General features: G+C 68.0%; 11 protein-coding genes. 9 read left to right on the top strand and 2 right to left on the bottom strand.

The window, feature by feature from the left end:
- Nucleotides 1-1,085, bottom strand: a 1,085-nt coding sequence (locus BM162_RS19280) for an FAD-dependent monooxygenase (RefSeq protein ID WP_177215268.1), incomplete at its 3' end; no start/stop codon positions are given.
- A gap of 134 nt (nucleotides 1,086-1,219) precedes the next feature.
- Here BM162_RS19280 and BM162_RS19275 point away from each other — a divergent pair.
- From BM162_RS19275 to BM162_RS19250, 6 genes are all read left to right on the top strand, one after another.
- Nucleotides 1,220-1,669, top strand: a complete 450-nt coding sequence (locus BM162_RS19275) for a MarR family winged helix-turn-helix transcriptional regulator (protein ID WP_245759344.1) — start codon at nucleotides 1,220-1,222, stop codon at nucleotides 1,667-1,669.
- Nucleotides 1,670-1,671: 2 nt separating this feature from the next.
- Nucleotides 1,672-2,292 carry a trimeric intracellular cation channel family protein gene (locus BM162_RS19270; RefSeq protein ID WP_093425208.1) on the top strand — a complete coding sequence of 207 codons (621 nt, stop codon included), beginning with the start codon at nucleotides 1,672-1,674 and terminating at the stop codon, nucleotides 2,290-2,292.
- A 373-nt stretch (nucleotides 2,293-2,665) separates the two neighbouring features.
- Nucleotides 2,666-3,724, top strand: a complete 1,059-nt coding sequence (locus BM162_RS19265) for a cache domain-containing protein (protein WP_093425207.1) — start codon at nucleotides 2,666-2,668, stop codon at nucleotides 3,722-3,724.
- 101 nt (nucleotides 3,725-3,825) lie between these two features.
- The gene (locus BM162_RS19260; RefSeq protein ID WP_245759343.1) at nucleotides 3,826-4,926 is read left to right on the top strand and encodes an HlyD family secretion protein; all 1,101 of its coding nucleotides are present in this window, start codon (nucleotides 3,826-3,828) and stop codon (nucleotides 4,924-4,926) included.
- Nucleotides 4,926-6,908 (top strand): glycosyltransferase, encoded by a 1,983-nt coding sequence (locus BM162_RS19255; RefSeq protein ID WP_093425213.1) that lies wholly within the window; start codon nucleotides 4,926-4,928, stop codon nucleotides 6,906-6,908. Before BM162_RS19260 ends, BM162_RS19255 begins: the two co-directional genes overlap by 1 nt.
- Before the next feature lie 304 nt (nucleotides 6,909-7,212).
- Nucleotides 7,213-8,256 carry a family 8 glycosyl hydrolase gene (locus tag BM162_RS19250; protein WP_177215267.1) on the top strand — a complete coding sequence of 348 codons (1,044 nt, stop codon included), beginning with the start codon at nucleotides 7,213-7,215 and terminating at the stop codon, nucleotides 8,254-8,256.
- Nucleotides 8,257-8,687: 431 nt separating this feature from the next.
- Here the strand turns inward: BM162_RS19250 and BM162_RS19245 are convergent, their stop codons facing one another.
- Nucleotides 8,688-9,146, bottom strand: coding sequence for an Lrp/AsnC family transcriptional regulator (locus tag BM162_RS19245; protein ID WP_093425202.1), 459 nt, complete (start codon nucleotides 9,144-9,146; stop codon nucleotides 8,688-8,690).
- Nucleotides 9,147-9,320: 174 nt separating this feature from the next.
- On the opposite strand from BM162_RS19245, the gene BM162_RS19240 reads away from it, so the two are divergent.
- Genes BM162_RS19240 through BM162_RS19230 form a run of 3 tightly spaced genes read left to right on the top strand, consistent with a single transcriptional unit; the run spans nucleotide 9,321 to nucleotide 15,580 of the window.
- Nucleotides 9,321-12,788: an indolepyruvate ferredoxin oxidoreductase family protein gene (locus tag BM162_RS19240; protein ID WP_093425201.1), complete on the top strand. Its 3,468-nt coding sequence runs from the start codon at nucleotides 9,321-9,323 to the stop codon at nucleotides 12,786-12,788.
- Nucleotides 12,789-12,809: 21 nt separating this feature from the next.
- A complete protein-coding gene (locus BM162_RS19235) occupies nucleotides 12,810-13,973 on the top strand; it encodes an isovaleryl-CoA dehydrogenase (RefSeq protein WP_093425199.1) in 1,164 nt (387 codons plus the stop codon).
- On the top strand, nucleotides 13,970-15,580 hold the full coding sequence (locus tag BM162_RS19230) for a carboxyl transferase domain-containing protein (protein ID WP_093425198.1): 1,611 nt from the start codon (nucleotides 13,970-13,972) through the stop codon (nucleotides 15,578-15,580). Before BM162_RS19235 ends, BM162_RS19230 begins: the two co-directional genes overlap by 4 nt.
- Nucleotides 15,581-15,584: the final 4 nt, after the last annotated feature.

The following is a 15,584-nucleotide window of genomic DNA, read 5'->3' as shown; positions in this document are numbered from 1 at the left end:
AGGTTGAAGGCGTCGCCCATCGACACGTTCATCCCCTGCCCCGCCTTCGGGCTGTGCGTGTGGCAGGCGTCGCCGGCGATGAACACCGCCGGATGCCGGCCTGTGGCCCCTCCGGAGAGGTCGTCGAACCTGTCGGTCAGCCGCTGCCCGATCTGGTAGGCCGACCACCAGACCACGTCCTTCACCTCGAAGGAGAACGGGTGGAACACCCGCTGCGCCTTTGCGATGAGTTGCTCGACCGTGATGTCGCGGTCCGCCACCCGCTCGCCAGATTCGAGCTTGCCCTGCTCGACATACAGCCGGACGAGGTATCCGCCCTCGCGCGGGATGAGCACGATCGTGCCGTCGCTGTCGGACTGGATCACGCCCTTGAAGCGGATGTCGGGGAAATCGGTCACGGCCAGCACGTCCATCACGCCCCAGACCTGGTTGGCCGAGTCACCGTGCAGTTCGCGGGCGATGGCGCGCCGGACTGTGCTGCGCGCGCCGTCGCATCCGACGACATAGCGAGCGCGCAGCGTCTCGGTCCCGCCGGTGTCCCGTTTCAGGGTCACCGTCACCGGATGGCTCGCCTCGCCCGTCTGGTCCACCGACAGATCCGCGACCTCGATCCCGTACTCCGGCTCGAGCCGCGTGGGCGACTTGCGCATCACGTCGAGGTACATGTCGTGGATACGGCCCTGGTTCAGGATGACGTGCGGCATCTCGGACAGCCCGTCCTCGACGTCCTGCACCCGCCCCGCCCGCGCGATCCGCGCCCGGTCCGTGCGGTCGGGCGTCCAGAACACCGTCTCGTTCACCCAGTACGCCTCGCGCATGACGCGGTGGGCGAAGCCGAACGCCTCGAACATCTCCATCGACCGGCACGAGACGCCGTCGGCCTGCCCCTTCTCCATCGGGCCCGGCTTGCGCTCGACGATGCGCGTCGCGATGCCGGGAAACTGCGAAAGCTGCGCGGCAAGCGTCAGGCCGGCCGGCCCGCAGCCCACGATCAGCACGTCGACTTCGCCGGCGGAAGCTTCGGGTTTCGCCGCCGGAGCGGTCTCCGGGTCGCCGGGCCGGAACCCGTTCAGGTGGAACTGCATGCTCTCCTCCCAAGCCTCTCTCGCGTGGCGCATGTAGTATGCGTACACACCAAGTGGCAAGGAAATAGTTTGCACACGTACAGTCGACTGCTGTACGCCTGCCGCCGGACGCAGATATCCGGAGCGGGCGCAGCGTGTCTCTCGACATTCACACGATGGCCGGGCACCTGATCCGGCGGCTTCACCAGCGCTCGAACAGCGTGTTCGTCGAGCGCGTGAAGGCCGCCGGCCACGACCTGACGCCGGTGCAGTTCGCCGCGATGGACACGCTCGACGCCCGCCCCGGCATCGACCAGGCGCGGGTGGCGGCGCTGATCGGCTATGACCGCGCGACCATCGGGGGCGTCATCGAGCGCCTGGAAAAGCGCGGCCTCGTCCGCCGCGAGGTGAACCGCCAAGACCGCCGCGCCCGCCTCGTCCGCCTGACGCGCGAGGGCGAGCGCGTGGTCGCGGCGCTGCGCCCCGTCGTCCGTGACCTCCAGGACGACATCCTCGCCAACCTCGATCCGGAGGAACGCGCGGCGGTGAACGCGCTGATGGCGAAGTCGCTGGCGTTCGAGGCACCGGACCCGGAGGAGCGATAGACATGCAGGTCCTGCCCCTCGGGCTCTGGCTCGACCTCCTCGGCACGTTCGTCTTCGGCCTCAGCGGCGGCATGCTGGCGGTCCGTCGGGAGTTGGACGTCTTCGGCATCACGGTCCTGGCCGTCGCCGCCGCCCTGGCAGGCGGCATGCTGCGCGACATCGCCCTGGGCGCCACACCTCCCGCCGCCTTCGCCGACGGCTGCTACCTCGTCGCCGCACTCGGCTCGGCCCTCTGCGCGTTCTTCGGGCACCGGCTGATCGCGCGCCTCAACAAGCCGGTCATGATACTCGATGCGATCGGTCTCGGCCTCTTCGCCGTCAGCGGATGTGGCAAGGCCCTGTCTTTCGGCCTCGACCCGCTCCCGGCAGTCGTCCTCGGGATCCTGACGGCTGTCGGCGGCGGGACGGTGCGCGATGTCCTCGTGGCCGAAGTCCCGCGCGTTCTGCGAGAAGAGGTTTATGCTCTCGCCGCCCTGCTCGGCGCGCTCGTCGTCGTGCTCGGGGCCGCTCTGGACCTCAACGAGGGGTGGACTGCCGCGGCCGGCGTGGCCGCTGCGGCCGCCTTCCGCATCGTCAGCGTCTGGCGTGGCTGGCAGGCCCCTCGCGCACCGAGGTCGCGTTAGCCAAGGGTGGCGAGAGGATCAGGGACAAAGCACCGCTGTGGCGAGCGGCGCTTAGGTTCGACCTGGACGACCTGATCCGGCTTGTCTTACGCCATGGCGCGGCAGCGGAGCCGTCTGCACAGCTTCTTTTCGGGGCGTATGCTTCTGAGTCCCCGACGAGGTGTTCGTTGCTCTGCACGTCGAAGGCGTGACCATGGCTTCGACCGACAGGGCAACGGCCGGTCCACCTGAACGAAACCTCCAAAACCGGATGCTCGCGGGCTCAGGACAGTAAACAAAAGGTTATGAGCGAACGGCGGCAGGCCGGACGCCACAGTGCTGCCACGAATCCCTGAGATGCGGCATTCGACTCAAAATACATGGAGCAGACAGAATGCCACGCAGGAGCAGAAGGCTCCCCAGCGTCGTCGCGGCGACCTTCGCCTTCGTCACACTGTTCGCGGCCTTGGGATGGGCTACCTTTTCGTTCATGATCGAGGAACGGCTGGCCGGACTCGAGGTTGCGGTGCAGACGGCCTCGGTCGCGGATCGGAGCAGCGCGCTCGGACTGAACTTCGAAAAGGCTCTCGAGCGGGAATGGCACAGTATCCAGGCCGTCGCCTCAACGGTCTCGGTGGCCGATGCCGCATCCGCGCAAGGCCGCCTGAGGGCTCTGGCCAACTCGATGGTTCAGATCGACAGCGTGTCGGTCATCGCTGCGTCGGGCGATGTCGTTGCGAGTTCTGATCCCGCGCGCGTCGGGCGCGATGTCGGCGGGCAGCCGTGGTTCCGCCGCGGTCTCGCGGCCGGCTATGTCGGCGAGGAAGAGGGCGCGAGCGCGGCCGAACGGCTGCGCTACCTGAACATGGCGGTTCCGATCGAGACCGCGGGCGGCCGTGTGAACGGCGTGCTGTCGTACCGCCTGGAAGCGAACTGGATGGCCCGGTATCTTGAGGAGGGCGCCGAGGCACTGCGCATGGATGTCGTCGTTGTCGACAGCGCGGGCGACGCCGTCTTCGAGGCGATGTCCCTCGGCCGAACGGCCTATGACTCCGTCGCGCGTGCCACCGTCACCAGCCGGGGTGCGGGCGTCTACCTGCTGGACGAGGGGCCGTCCGACCCCGTTCTGATCGCGGTTCCCGAGAAGCTGGCCCAGGCGCCATTCAACGCCCTGGACTGGCGGATTGTGGCGATGGTGCCCGCCGACATCGCAGGGGCAGGATATTTCGCCCTATCGCGGGCCGCGGGCGGCGTGCTCTTCGCCTTCGGGTCGCTTCTTCTAATCGGAACGTACCTGTTCGTCGCCCACTTCATCCGGCCGCTTTCGACGCTGGCGAAGGATGCGGAAGCGCTCATCGCTGGGCAGGAAACGTACCCGCGGGAAGTGAGTAGCAGCCGGGAGGGCGCGGCCATCTCGTCGGCTCTTGCCCGGCTCTCGCTGGCCGGGTCCTGAGCCCAGCGGCGCTGCGCTGTCGCAGGCCGCCCGCCGCCGTACCCCAATTCGCCAGATCTTGAGGAAGAGACATGCGGATTACGAGACTTGTGATCGGTGCCTTGATCGTCGCCGTCGCACTCTGGATCATCGTCGGCGAGCAGATGGCCGGCGCAAGCGCCAACGCAGTCGTCAATGCGAGATTGTCCACCCTCCGCACGCCAATCGCCGGGGAGGTCGAGATGCCGGACCGTGCGCTTGGCGCGGCCACCAGCGAAGGCGAAGTCCTCGCGACGGTCGTCGATCCGCTCGCCGATGCCGTCCGGCTGGATGACCTCCAGATGGAACGCAATTTCGCCTTCGCGGAGGTGGCGCGGCTGGAAGCGCTGGTCGCGGACACGCGCGGAACCATGGCCGTGCTGGAGCGGCGCGGCGACCGCTTCGCCGAGCGTCAGATCGCCGAGCTGGAACTGCGGCTGTCGCACGCCAGGGATCGTCTTCGCCTGCTCGGCGTGAACGACGAGCGCGCGGAACCGGAGGAGACGCTGGCGGGCGATCCGTCTTCACTTGAGCAGAGCCGTGCGCGCGAGGAGGTCGACGTGCTCGAAAACGCGCTTGCCGCCGCGCGCGCCGGGGTCTTCATCGGCGACGGCTACAACGATGCGCCCAACTCGCAGCAGCGGCTCGTGGAGCTTGAAACCCTTCTTGCGGAACTGCAGGCCGATCTTCGGGCGGCGCAGTCCCGTGTCGCGGCCCTGGGTGCGCGGGTGGAGGCCGAGCAGGTCGCGGTCAACAGGCTCGCGGCCGCGGAGATCCGCTCCACCGTCGACGGCCAGGTTTGGGACGTCCTCGCCGCCGACGGAGAGCGGCTTCAGCGCGGGGAGCCGGTATTGCGGCTTGTAGATTGCGGCTCGCTCGTCGTGACGCTTTCGGTGACCGAAACCGTCTACAACCGCCTGCGCATCGGGGATGCGGCAGAGTTCCGGCTGGCGGGCAGCGGCGAGGTCTACCCGGGCACCGTCACCCGGCTTGCCGGCTCCGGTGCGGCGACGGTCTATCGCAACCTCGCCGTCGCGCCCAGCCGGCAACATCTGGAACGATACGACGTGGCCCTGTTGGTCCCGGGCCTGCGCGCGGACCCGGACCTGCAATGCCCGGTCGGGCGGACCGGCCGGGCCTTCTTCGAGCGGCGGCCGCTGGACTGGCTCCGGGCTCTCTTCTGATGCCGCAGATCGTCTGGCTGAGCGAGACGCAGTCGGCCGCCCTCCAGATGCTGCTGGTGCTCGGGCTCGCGCTGGTGATGCCAGCGGTGGTGGACCGTCTCGACAACCGTCACCGCGCTGTGCTGATGATGGTGAGTGTCCTGCTGGCCCTGCGCTATGCCTGGTGGCGGGGGAGCGAGACACTCGCGCCGTTCGGTTTCACGATTGACTGTCTGGCGAGCTGGTCGCTCTTCGCGCTCGAGCTTGGCGCGCTCGCCAGCTCGATCAGTGGGAGCCTGCTGATGTCACGCATCCGCGAGCGGAAAGAAGAAGCGGATGACAACGCCGAGTGGTGGTCTCCGGACCCGGCTCCGCGCGCCGCCGTCCTCATCGCGACCTACAACGAGGACCGCGAGATACTGGAGCGCTCCATCGTCGGGGCGCTGGCGCTCGACTGGCCGGAGTTCGAGGTCTTCGTGCTGGACGACGGGCGGCGTGATTGGCTGCGGGATTTCTGTGCTGCGCGTGGGGCTCGCTACGTAACGCGGCCGGACAACAAGGGCGCGAAGGCCGGCAACATCAACCACGGGCTGGAGTTGCTCGAGGACGAGGGTGCGCCGGAATTCTTTGCGGTGCTCGACGCGGACTTCGTGCCTCACCGCAACTTCCTGCGCAGGACGCTCGCGCTGTTCCATGATCCGAAGGCGGGTCTCGTCCAGACACCGCAGCACTTCTTCAACGCCGACCCCATCCAGCACAATCTCGGGCTCAGCCGATCGTATCCGGACGAGCAGCGGTTCTTCTTTGACCACATGCAGCCCGCGCGCGACGGCTGGGGGATGGCGATCTGCTGCGGCACCTCGTCGGTGGCGCGGTGGCAAGCGGTGTCCGAGGTCGGCGGACTTCCGACCGACAGCGTGACCGAGGATTTCCTGCTGACACTGGCACTTCAGGAGCGGGGTTGGGAAACGCATTACCTCAACGAGCCGCTGACCGAGGGGCTCGCCCCCGAAGGGCTGAAAGAGTACATCACGCAGCGGGCGCGCTGGTGCCTGGGCCTGATGCAGATCGCACGAGGCCGACTCGGACCGTTGGCCAGGAACGGACTGCGCCTGCGCGACCGGTGGAGCGTGGTCGACTCCGCCTTTTTCTGGCTGACCACGTACCCGTTTCGTCTGGCCGCCTTTGTCTACCCGCTGCTCTACTGGTACTTCAACATCACCGTTGTGGATGCCGAGGTGCCGGACGTGCTGAGCTATTTCGGCGTCTACTTCCTGTGGACGATGGTGGCCTTCAACCTGTTGTCGCCGGGCATGCTGGTGCCGATGCTCAAGGACGTGAGCCAGCACTTGGGCGCGATCCAGATCAGCCGTGCCGCCGTGACCGGAATCCTTAAGCCCAGGGGCCACCCGTTCAGCGTTACAGCGAAGGGCGGAGATCGCAGCCGGCTGCAGATTCAGTGGCGGCTCATGGCGCCCTATCTCGTCCTTACCGTGCTCACGGTCGTGGCGCTGCTGCTCGGCGTCGTCTCGGACCGCTTCGCCTTCTACGACGCCGGGGACGGCAAGGCGGTGGTCCTCTTCTGGACCATCTATAACCTGTTCGTGCTGTCGCTGATCCTTGTCGCCTGCGTCGAGCTGCCGAGGCGCGAGCGGCACGTCGCCGACCGGCCGGAGAGGGCGATCTTCGCCGCCGAAGGTGATGTGCCGCGCCGCATCTGGATCGCGTCGCTCGCCCGCGACACCGCCCGCATCCGCGGCAGGACTTGGCCCGGCGGCACGCGCGGCATCCTGCGCATTCCGTCGGTCGGCGACATCGAGGCCACGGTGATGACCGCCAGCTCCGACGGCGCCCGCCTGCTCTTGGTGCCCGACGAGGCGACGAACCAGGCCCTCCTGCGGCGGTTCTATACCGAGGGGGGCGCGCCGGGCGTCGTCGGCACCAGCCCGTCGGCCATATTCGCGGACCTTGCCCGTCGCCTGACCTTTGATCGATCCGCATGACGCAGTGTTTCGGTGCCGCCGCAGGAAGAGGCTGCAGACACGGCGTGGCGAAGCTCCGTGACATGAATCTCGGCCGAACGGGCCTGAAGCCTGTGGCGACATGCAACCCATCTGTGCTCAAGTTGCTCGGGCAGGCGCGAATGCGCAGGGATACTGTTCCATCGAGCACGATGATCAGCGCACCGGGCAGCATGACAGGCGCGCGGGCGGAGCCGACTTGTGCCTCCCCTGCATTCCGGGCGCGCGGGAACCGTGTCTCGTCGGGCTCGGCTACGAACGCCTCAGGTGGGGAGGTAACGGCGGTATGAAACGCAGGACGCTCCTCGGGATGATGACGTCGAGTGCAGCCGTGGCCGCCGCGCCCGGTCTTGCAGGCGGAGAAACATCCGCTTGGCGCGGCGCATGGCAGGATTGGACGAACGCTTTCCTGTCCTCGGAGGGCCGCGTGGTCGACGCGCTGCAGGACAACGCCAGCCACTCCGAGGGGCAGGCGTGGGGCATGCTGCTGACCGTTGCGTTTAACGATGCAGACGCCTTCGCGCGGATGTTCGCTTGGACGGAGCAGCACCTGGCCGTCCGGCAGGACCCGCTGCTGGCTTGGCGCTGGCGACCCGGGGAGGGCGTGCGCGACTTCAACAACGCCTCCGACGGCGACCTCTTCTACGCGTGGGCGCTCCTGCGCGCCTCGCGCGAGTTCGCCGAGCCCCGATACGCCGAGCGAGCGGGGAAGGTGGCCCGCGCCATCGACATGATCCTGGTCCGGGAAATGCCCGGCGGTGGCCTGCTGCTCCGGCCGGCGGCAGAGCGTTTCTCCGCACCGGGGGCGGAGACGGTGAACCCATCCTACTACATGCCGCTCGCCTTGCACGCCCTCGCCGCGGCGTTCGATCTTCCGCGGCTTGCGCAGGTGGCGGACGACGGCGAGGCTCTGCTTGCACGAATTGCGAGGCGCGGCCTCGTTCCCGACTGGGTGGTTGTCACCGCCGACGGGCTTAGCGCACCGGACCGGCTGCCTGCCGGGTACGGATACGACGCCTTGCGCGTCCCACTGTATCTCGTCTGGTCCGGCCGCTTTGCACATCCGGCCGTCTCGCGGGTTCGGAGCCTTTTGACCTCGCCCGGTCCCGGGGGAGTGCCGGTGCGGGCGGAAGTTGAAAGCGGACGGACGACGGAACGCAGCGATGCGCAGGGCTACGCGGCTGTCGCTGCGCTCGTGACGTGCGCCGGGCGTCCGCTCCCGGACGACACTTTGCCCGCCTTCTCGGCCGACCAGGCTTATTACCCGGCTACGCTCCACCTGCTTGCAGTGACGGCCGCCAGCGAAGCCGCAGCCCACTGCCTCGGTTAATGCTACCTGCTGCGTGCAACATGGCTTCAGAACGCGCTCAGGAAAATTCTTCGGAGCGGGCTCTGGTCGGCGGTGCGTCGGTGAAGCAAAGCATTTCGCTGTTCCTGACCTCGCTTGTCCATCGCGCTCGCAGGCCGGGCTCAGCCAAAACGCACCGTGTGCAGCGCCGACGAGATGGCGGCGGTTCTGTAGAATCTCCTGAGGAATGGCGCCACGCCCTCCGGCGTAGGGGCACCGCGCTCCGACAGCCGGGCGGCCACGGGCTGCGAGCTTTCCCCGCCCAGATCCACGTCGAGGATGGTGGTTGCCCCCTGCCGAATTTCTCTACCCGAGGAGCATGGTTCGGATGCCTCGTCTTCGAGCCGACGCGGCAGAGCGTGACTGGCCTGGCCGGTCCAAGGGGCAGGCCATCTGCCAGACCTATCCCGATGCTAAACCGGGACCACGTTCGAGGCCTTCACCCGCTTCAAAGTGAAGCTGGTGCTAATCGATTGGACGTTGGGCAACTCGGTGAGAGCGTTCTTCACCGTCGCCTCATAGGCGCGCACGCTGCGGGCGATGACCTGGAGGACATAGTCGTGCTCGCCGCTTAGCGAATAGCATTGCAGGATCTCAGGCACCCGGGCGACCGCCGCCTCGAATTCCTGCAGCCGCGCGCGGCGGTGCTCGGCGATGCGCACGAAGCAGAAGACCACGATCTCGTAGCCCACCGCCTCGGGATCGACGATGTAGCGCTTGTCGCTGACGATGCCGGCCTCCTGCAGGCGTTGCAGGCGGCGCCAGCAGGGGGTGTGGCTCAGCCCCGTCGCCTCGCCCAGCTCGCGCATGGTCAGGCCGGGCGCCTCCTGGATCACGCGGAGGATCCGGCGGTCCGCGTCGTCGATCTGCATCGCTTCTCCCCCGCGAGTCGAACGGAGTATCGGCCCAGCCGTCTTGTCTAGCAACACCGTCCCACATCGCCCCCTCACGCAGGAACGTTGTCGCCCTATGTTGAGGGGGAGGGTCAGTGAAGGTGACCGGGTTTCGCGCCTCCCGTGCAAGCGTCGTGGGTAGGGAGGCCCGACATGACCAAGCAGATTACGCTGGACGACAAGTACACGTCCGTCGGCGGCCACGTGCTGCTGACCGGCACTCAGGCGCTCGTCCGCCTGCCGATGACGCAGATGCGCCGCGACCGCGGGGCCGGGCTGAACACCGGCGCCTTCATCTCGGGCTATCGCGGCTCGCCGCTGGGAGGGCTGGACCAGCAGTTCGTGAGGGCCAGAAAGTTTCTCGACCCCTACGACATCGTCTTCCAGCCCGGGGTGAACGAGGATCTGGCCGCCACCGCCGTCTGGGGCAGCCAACAGCTTCACCTGTCGACCGGCGCACGCAAGGACGGCGTGATGGGGATGTGGTACGGCAAGGGCCCGGGCGTCGACCGGTCGGGCGACGTGCTCAAGCACGCCAACGCCGCCGGGACGGCGCGGCACGGGGGCGTGCTGGCCGTCGCGGGCGACGACCATACCTGCAAGTCCTCCTCCATCCCGCACCAGTCGGATCATGCCTTCATGGCGGCGCTGATGCCGATGCTCTATCCGTCGTCGGTGCACGAGTTCCTGGAACTGGGGCTGCTGGGCGTGGCGATGTCGCGCTATTCCGGCTGCTGGGTCGGCTTCAAGGTGATCTCGGAAACGGTCGAGACGACGACCTCGGTCGACCTTGCGCAGGAGGAGCGGCTCTTCGTCCTGCCGGAGGATTTCGAGCTGCCGCCGGACGGGCTGAACCTACGCTGGCCCGACCCACCGCGGGTGCAGGACACCCGGCTTCAGGAGAAGAAGGGCTATGCCGCCATCGCCTTCGCCCGCGCCAACGGCGTCGACCGGGTCGAGATCAACACGCCGAACGCCCGCTTCGGCATAGTCGCCTCGGGCAAGGCGTTCGAGGAAGTGCGCCAGGCGCTGGCCGAGCTGGGCCTGCGCCGGCCGGAGTGGGAGGCGATCGGCCTGCGCCTTTACAAGGTGCGGATGCCCTGGCCGCTGGAGCCGCAGGGCGTGCGGCACTTCTCGGAAGGACTGGAAGAAGTCCTGATCCTCGAAGAGCGGCGCGAGATCATCGAGAACCAGATAAAGCAGCAGCTCTTCAACTGGCGCGCCGACGTGCGGCCGCGCATCATCGGCAAGTTCGACGACAAGGACCGCCAGTTCCTGCCGTTCTCGCTGGGCCTGACCAGTTCGCGCGTGGCCCGCGCCATCGCCGACCGGGTGCTCAGGCTCGACCTGCCCGAGAACCTGGCGGCGAAGATCCGCCACCACCTGAACCGGATCGAGGCGGCGCAGCACCGGGGCGAGGACCACGCCCCGCCGGTGATCCGCCTGCCGCATTACTGCGCGGGCTGCCCGCACAATACTTCGACCCGCGTTCCCGAAGGCTCGAAGGCCATGGCCGGGATCGGGTGCCACTTCATGGCGCAGTGGATGGACCGCAACACCGAGACCTTCACCCACATGGGGGCCGAGGGCGTGCCCTGGACGTCCATTGGCCGTTTCACGGACGAGAAGCACCGCTTCGTGAACCTCGGCGACGGGACGTATTTCCATTCCGGCCAGCTGGCCATCCGGCAATCCGTCGCCTCCGGCGCGAACATCACCTATAAGATCCTTTACAATGACGCTGTCGCCATGACCGGTGGGCAGCCCATCGACGGCACCCTCACGCCGCAGCAGATCACGCACCAGATGTTCCACGAGGGCGTGGCCAGGATCGTGCTGATGTCCGACCGCCCCGACGTCTACGACGCCGCCGAACTCGCGCCAGGCAGCGAGATCCGCCACCGCGACGAGATCGACACCGTCATGCGCGAGCTGCGCGAGGTCCCCGGCACCACCATCCTCGTCTACGAGCAGACCTGCGCCGCCGAGAAGCGCCGCCGCCGCAAGCGCGGGAAGATGGAGGATCCGGACATGCGGCTCTGGATCAACCCGGCGGTCTGCGAGGGCTGCGGCGACTGCTCGGTGCAGTCCAACTGCATCGCCGTCGAGCCCGAAGAGACCGAGATGGGCCGCAAGCGCCGCATCAACCAGTCCATGTGCAACAAGGACTATTCCTGCCTCAAGGGCTTCTGCCCGTCCTTCGTCACCGTGCGCGGCGGCCGCCTCAAGCGCGGCGCGGCATTGGACGGCCCGGAGGTGAGCGGCCTGCCCGAGCCCGCGCTGCCGGAAATCGACCGCGCGTGGAACATGGCGGTGACCGGCGTGGGCGGCACGGGCGTGCTGACCATCGGCGCGCTTCTGGGGATGGCGGCGCATGTCGAGGGCAAGGTGCCGATGATCCTCGACATGGCAGGGCTCGCGCAGAAGGGCGGCGCGGTGCTGAGCCACGTGCGCATCTCGCGCCCCGACCGGCCGGTGGCCGCGCCGCGCATCGCGGCGGGCGGGGCAGACCTGCTGCTGGCCGCCGACTCGGTCGTGGCAGCGTCCAAGGAAAGCATCCTGCTCTGTGACGCCGAGCGGACGGAGGCGGTGTTCAACACCAAGATCACGCCGGTGTCCGACTTCACCCGCCAGCGCGACTTCGACTTCCGCGAGCCAGCGGTCGAGCGGATTGTGGCCAAGAGCGTCCGCAGCCGCGAGCATTTCCTGAACTTCTCGGAGCTCGCCCTGTCGATCTGCGGTGACGAGATCGGGGCGAACATGATGATGCTGGGCTACGCGTGGCAGAAGGGGCTCGTCCCGCTGGAGCGGGACTCGATCCGGAAGGCGATCGAGCTCAACGGCGTGGCAATCCCCTTCAACCTCGCCGCGTTCGACTGGGGCCGCCTGCTGGCGCACGATCCCGAGGCGGTGACGCGGCTGGTGACGGCGAAGGAGCATCCGAAGCCCCTGTCCGAGATGACGACGGAGGAGGTCGTCGCCCACCGCAAGGCGCACCTCGCTGCCTACCAGAACGACCGGCTGGCGCGGCGCTACGCCGACCGGCTGGCGCGTTTAGAACGGGCAATGGCGCGGGAGGGGATCGACGATCCGCAGCTCGTGCGCGCGGAGGCGATCAACTATGCCCGCGTGCTGGCCTACAAGGACGAGTACGAGGTCGCGCGGCTCTACAGCGACCCCGCCTTCCGCGAGGGGCTGCAAGGCACCTTCGATGGCGACCTGCGCGTGTCGCTCAACCTCGCCCCGCCGTTCCTGCCGGGCAAGGCCGCCGACGGCCGTCCGAGAAAACGCGAGGTGGGCGCGTGGGTGCTGCCTTTCCTCGGCGTACTGGCTCGGATGAAAGGGCTGAGGGGCACCGCGCTCGACCCCTTCGGCTACAGCGCCGACCGCAAGCTGGAGCGGGAGCTGATCGCGCGCTACGAAGAGGACATGGACCTGGCCGAGCGCAACCTGCGGCCTGACCGGATTCCGGCCATCCGGCAGCTTCTGGACCTGCCGTCCGAGATTCGGGGCTTCGGCCCGGTGAAGGAGGCGGCGCACGCCGAGGCGATGAAGCGGCGAGCCACCCTGCGGGAAGAGATCGCGGGCGAGCGTCCGCAAACGACACTGGCGGCCGAATAGACCGCCGACGGGAGGACGGACATGTTCACGAACTCGATGACCTTCGACCTCGGGGACGAGGTGAACGCCCTGCGTGAGACGGTGCACCGCTGGGCGCAGGAGCGGCTGAAGCCGATGGCGGCCGAGATCGACCGCGCCAACGCCTTTCCCAACGAACTCTGGCCCGAGATGGGCGAACTCGGCCTGCTCGGCATCACCGTCGACGAGGCGTATGGCGGGGCGGAGATGGGATACCTCGCCCACGTCGTCGCGGTCGAGGAGATCGCCCGCGCCTCGGCCTCGGTCAGCCTGTCCTACGGCGCGCACTCGAACCTCTGCGTCAACCAGATCCGGCTCAACGGCAGCGACGCGCAGAAGGAAAAGTACCTGCCCGGGCTCGTCTCGGGCGAACGCATCGGCGCGCTCGCCATGTCCGAGGCCGGGGCAGGCTCCGACGTCGTGTCGATGAAGCTCAGGGCCGAGAAAAGGGGTGATCGCTACGTGCTCAACGGCACGAAGTACTGGATCACCAACGGGCCGGACGCCGACACGCTGGTGGTCTATGCCAAGACCGATCCCGAGGCCGGCAGCCGGGGCATCACCGCCTTCATCGTCGAGAAGGACATGCCCGGCTTCTCCACCTCGCCGCATTTCGACAAGCTGGGCATGCGCGGGTCGAACACGGCCGAGCTGGTGTTCGAGGACGTCGAGGTGCCGGTTCAGAACGTGCTGGGCGAGGAAGGGCGCGGCGTCCGCGTGTTGATGTCGGGCCTCGATTACGAGCGCGTGGTGCTTTCGGGCATCGGGCTGGGCCTCATGGCCGCCTGCATGGACGAGGTGATGCCCTACGTGGTCGAGCGCAGGCAGTTCGGCGAAAGCATCGGGCGTTTCCAGCTGATGCAGGGCAAGATCGCCGACATGTACACCAAGATGAACTCGGCCCGCGCCTATGTCTACGAGGTCGCGCGCGCCTGCGACCGAGGGCGGGTGACGCGCCAGGACGCGGCGGCCTGCGTGCTCTATGCCTCCGAAGAAGCGATGACCGTCGCCCACCAGGCGGTGCAGGCCATGGGCGGAACCGGCTTCATGAGCGAGACCCCCGTTTCGCGCTATTTCCGCGACGCCAAGCTGATGGAGATCGGCGCGGGGACGTCCGAGATCCGGCGTATGCTGATCGGGCGCGAACTGGTCGGGGCGCAGGCATGAGGACTCGGCTGAGCTCGAAGGTCGTGACCGGCGCGCCGCAGTTCGAAGCCAACCGCGAGGCACACCTCGCTGCGCTGGCCGGGATCGAGGAGGCCGCCGCCCGCGCCATGAACGGCGGCGGCGACAGGGCGCGCAGCCGCCACGTCGAGCGCGGCAAGCTCCTCCCGAGGGAACGGGTGGCACGGCTGCTCGACCCGGGTTCGCCGTTTCTCGAAGTGGGCGCGCTCGCCGCTCATGGCATGTACGACGACGCCGCGCCGGGCGCGGGCGTGGTGGCGGGCGTGGGCTGCGTGCACGGCCAGCAGGTCATGGTGGTGTGCAACGACGCCACCGTGAAAGGCGGCACGTACTACCCGATGTCGGTCAAGAAGCACCTGCGCGCGCAGGAGATCGCGGAGGAGAACCACCTGCCGTGCATCTACCTCGTCGACTCGGGCGGCGCGAACCTGCCCAACCAGGACGAGGTCTTCCCCGACCGCGACCATTTCGGACGCATCTTCTACAACCAGGCGCGGATGTCGGCGAAGAACATCCCCCAGATCGCCGCGGTCATGGGCTCGTGCACGGCGGGCGGCGCGTACGTTCCCGCGATGTCGGACGTCACCATCATCGTGAAGGAACAGGGCACGATCTTCCTCGCCGGTCCGCCCCTGGTGAAGGCCGCCACCGGCGAGCTCGTGTCGGCCGAGGACCTGGGCGGCGGCGATGTGCACACGCGGCTGTCGGGCGTGGCCGATTACCTGGCCGAGGACGACGCCCACGCGCTGGCGCTCGCCCGGCAGGCGGTCAGGGCGCTCAACCGCGAAAAGCCGCACAACGTCGCGCTCGAGACGCCGGAGGAGCCGGCCTACGACCCCGACGAAATTCTGGGCATCGTGCCGCCCGACCTCAGGACGACCTACGACATCCGCGAGGTGATCGCGCGGCTGGTCGACGGCTCGCGCTTCGACGAGTTCAAGCCGCGCTACGGCGAGACGCTGGTGACGGGTTTCGCCCATGTCTTCGGCATCCCCGTGGGTATCGTCGCCAACAACGGCGTGCTCTTTTCCGAAAGCGCCGTGAAGGGCGCGCATTTCGTCGAACTCTGCTCGCAGCGGGGTGTCCCGCTGGTGTTCCTGCAAAACATCACCGGCTTCATGGTCGGCCGGAAATACGAGGCGGGGGGCATCGCCAAGGACGGCGCGAAGCTCGTCACCGCCGTCGCCACGACCTCGGTCCCGAAGATCACCATGCTGGTCGGCGGTTCCTTCGGGGCAGGCAATTACGGCATGTGCGGGCGCGCCTATCAGCCGCGCTTCCTGTGGACCTGGCCCAACAGCCGCATCTCGGTCATGGGCGGCGAGCAGGCGGCGGGCGTGCTCGCCACCGTGAAGCGCACGGCGATGGAGAAGGCGGGGGAGAGGTGGACCGAAGAGGAGGAGGCTGCCTTCAAGCGTCCGACCGTCGAGATGTTCGAGCGCCAGTCGCACCCGCTCTACGCCTCGGCGAGGCTGTGGGACGACGGCGTGATCGACCCGCGCAAGTCGCGCGACGTGCTGGCGCTGTCGCTCTCGGCCGCGCTCAACGCCCCCATCTCGCCAACGCGCTTCGGCGTGTTCCGGATGTGAGGCC

The sequence above is a fragment of the Tranquillimonas alkanivorans genome, from assembly GCF_900115595.1.
Classification (GTDB): Bacteria; Pseudomonadota; Alphaproteobacteria; order Rhodobacterales; family Rhodobacteraceae; genus Tranquillimonas; species Tranquillimonas alkanivorans.
This window is presented reverse-complemented; position numbering and strand designations above follow the sequence as displayed.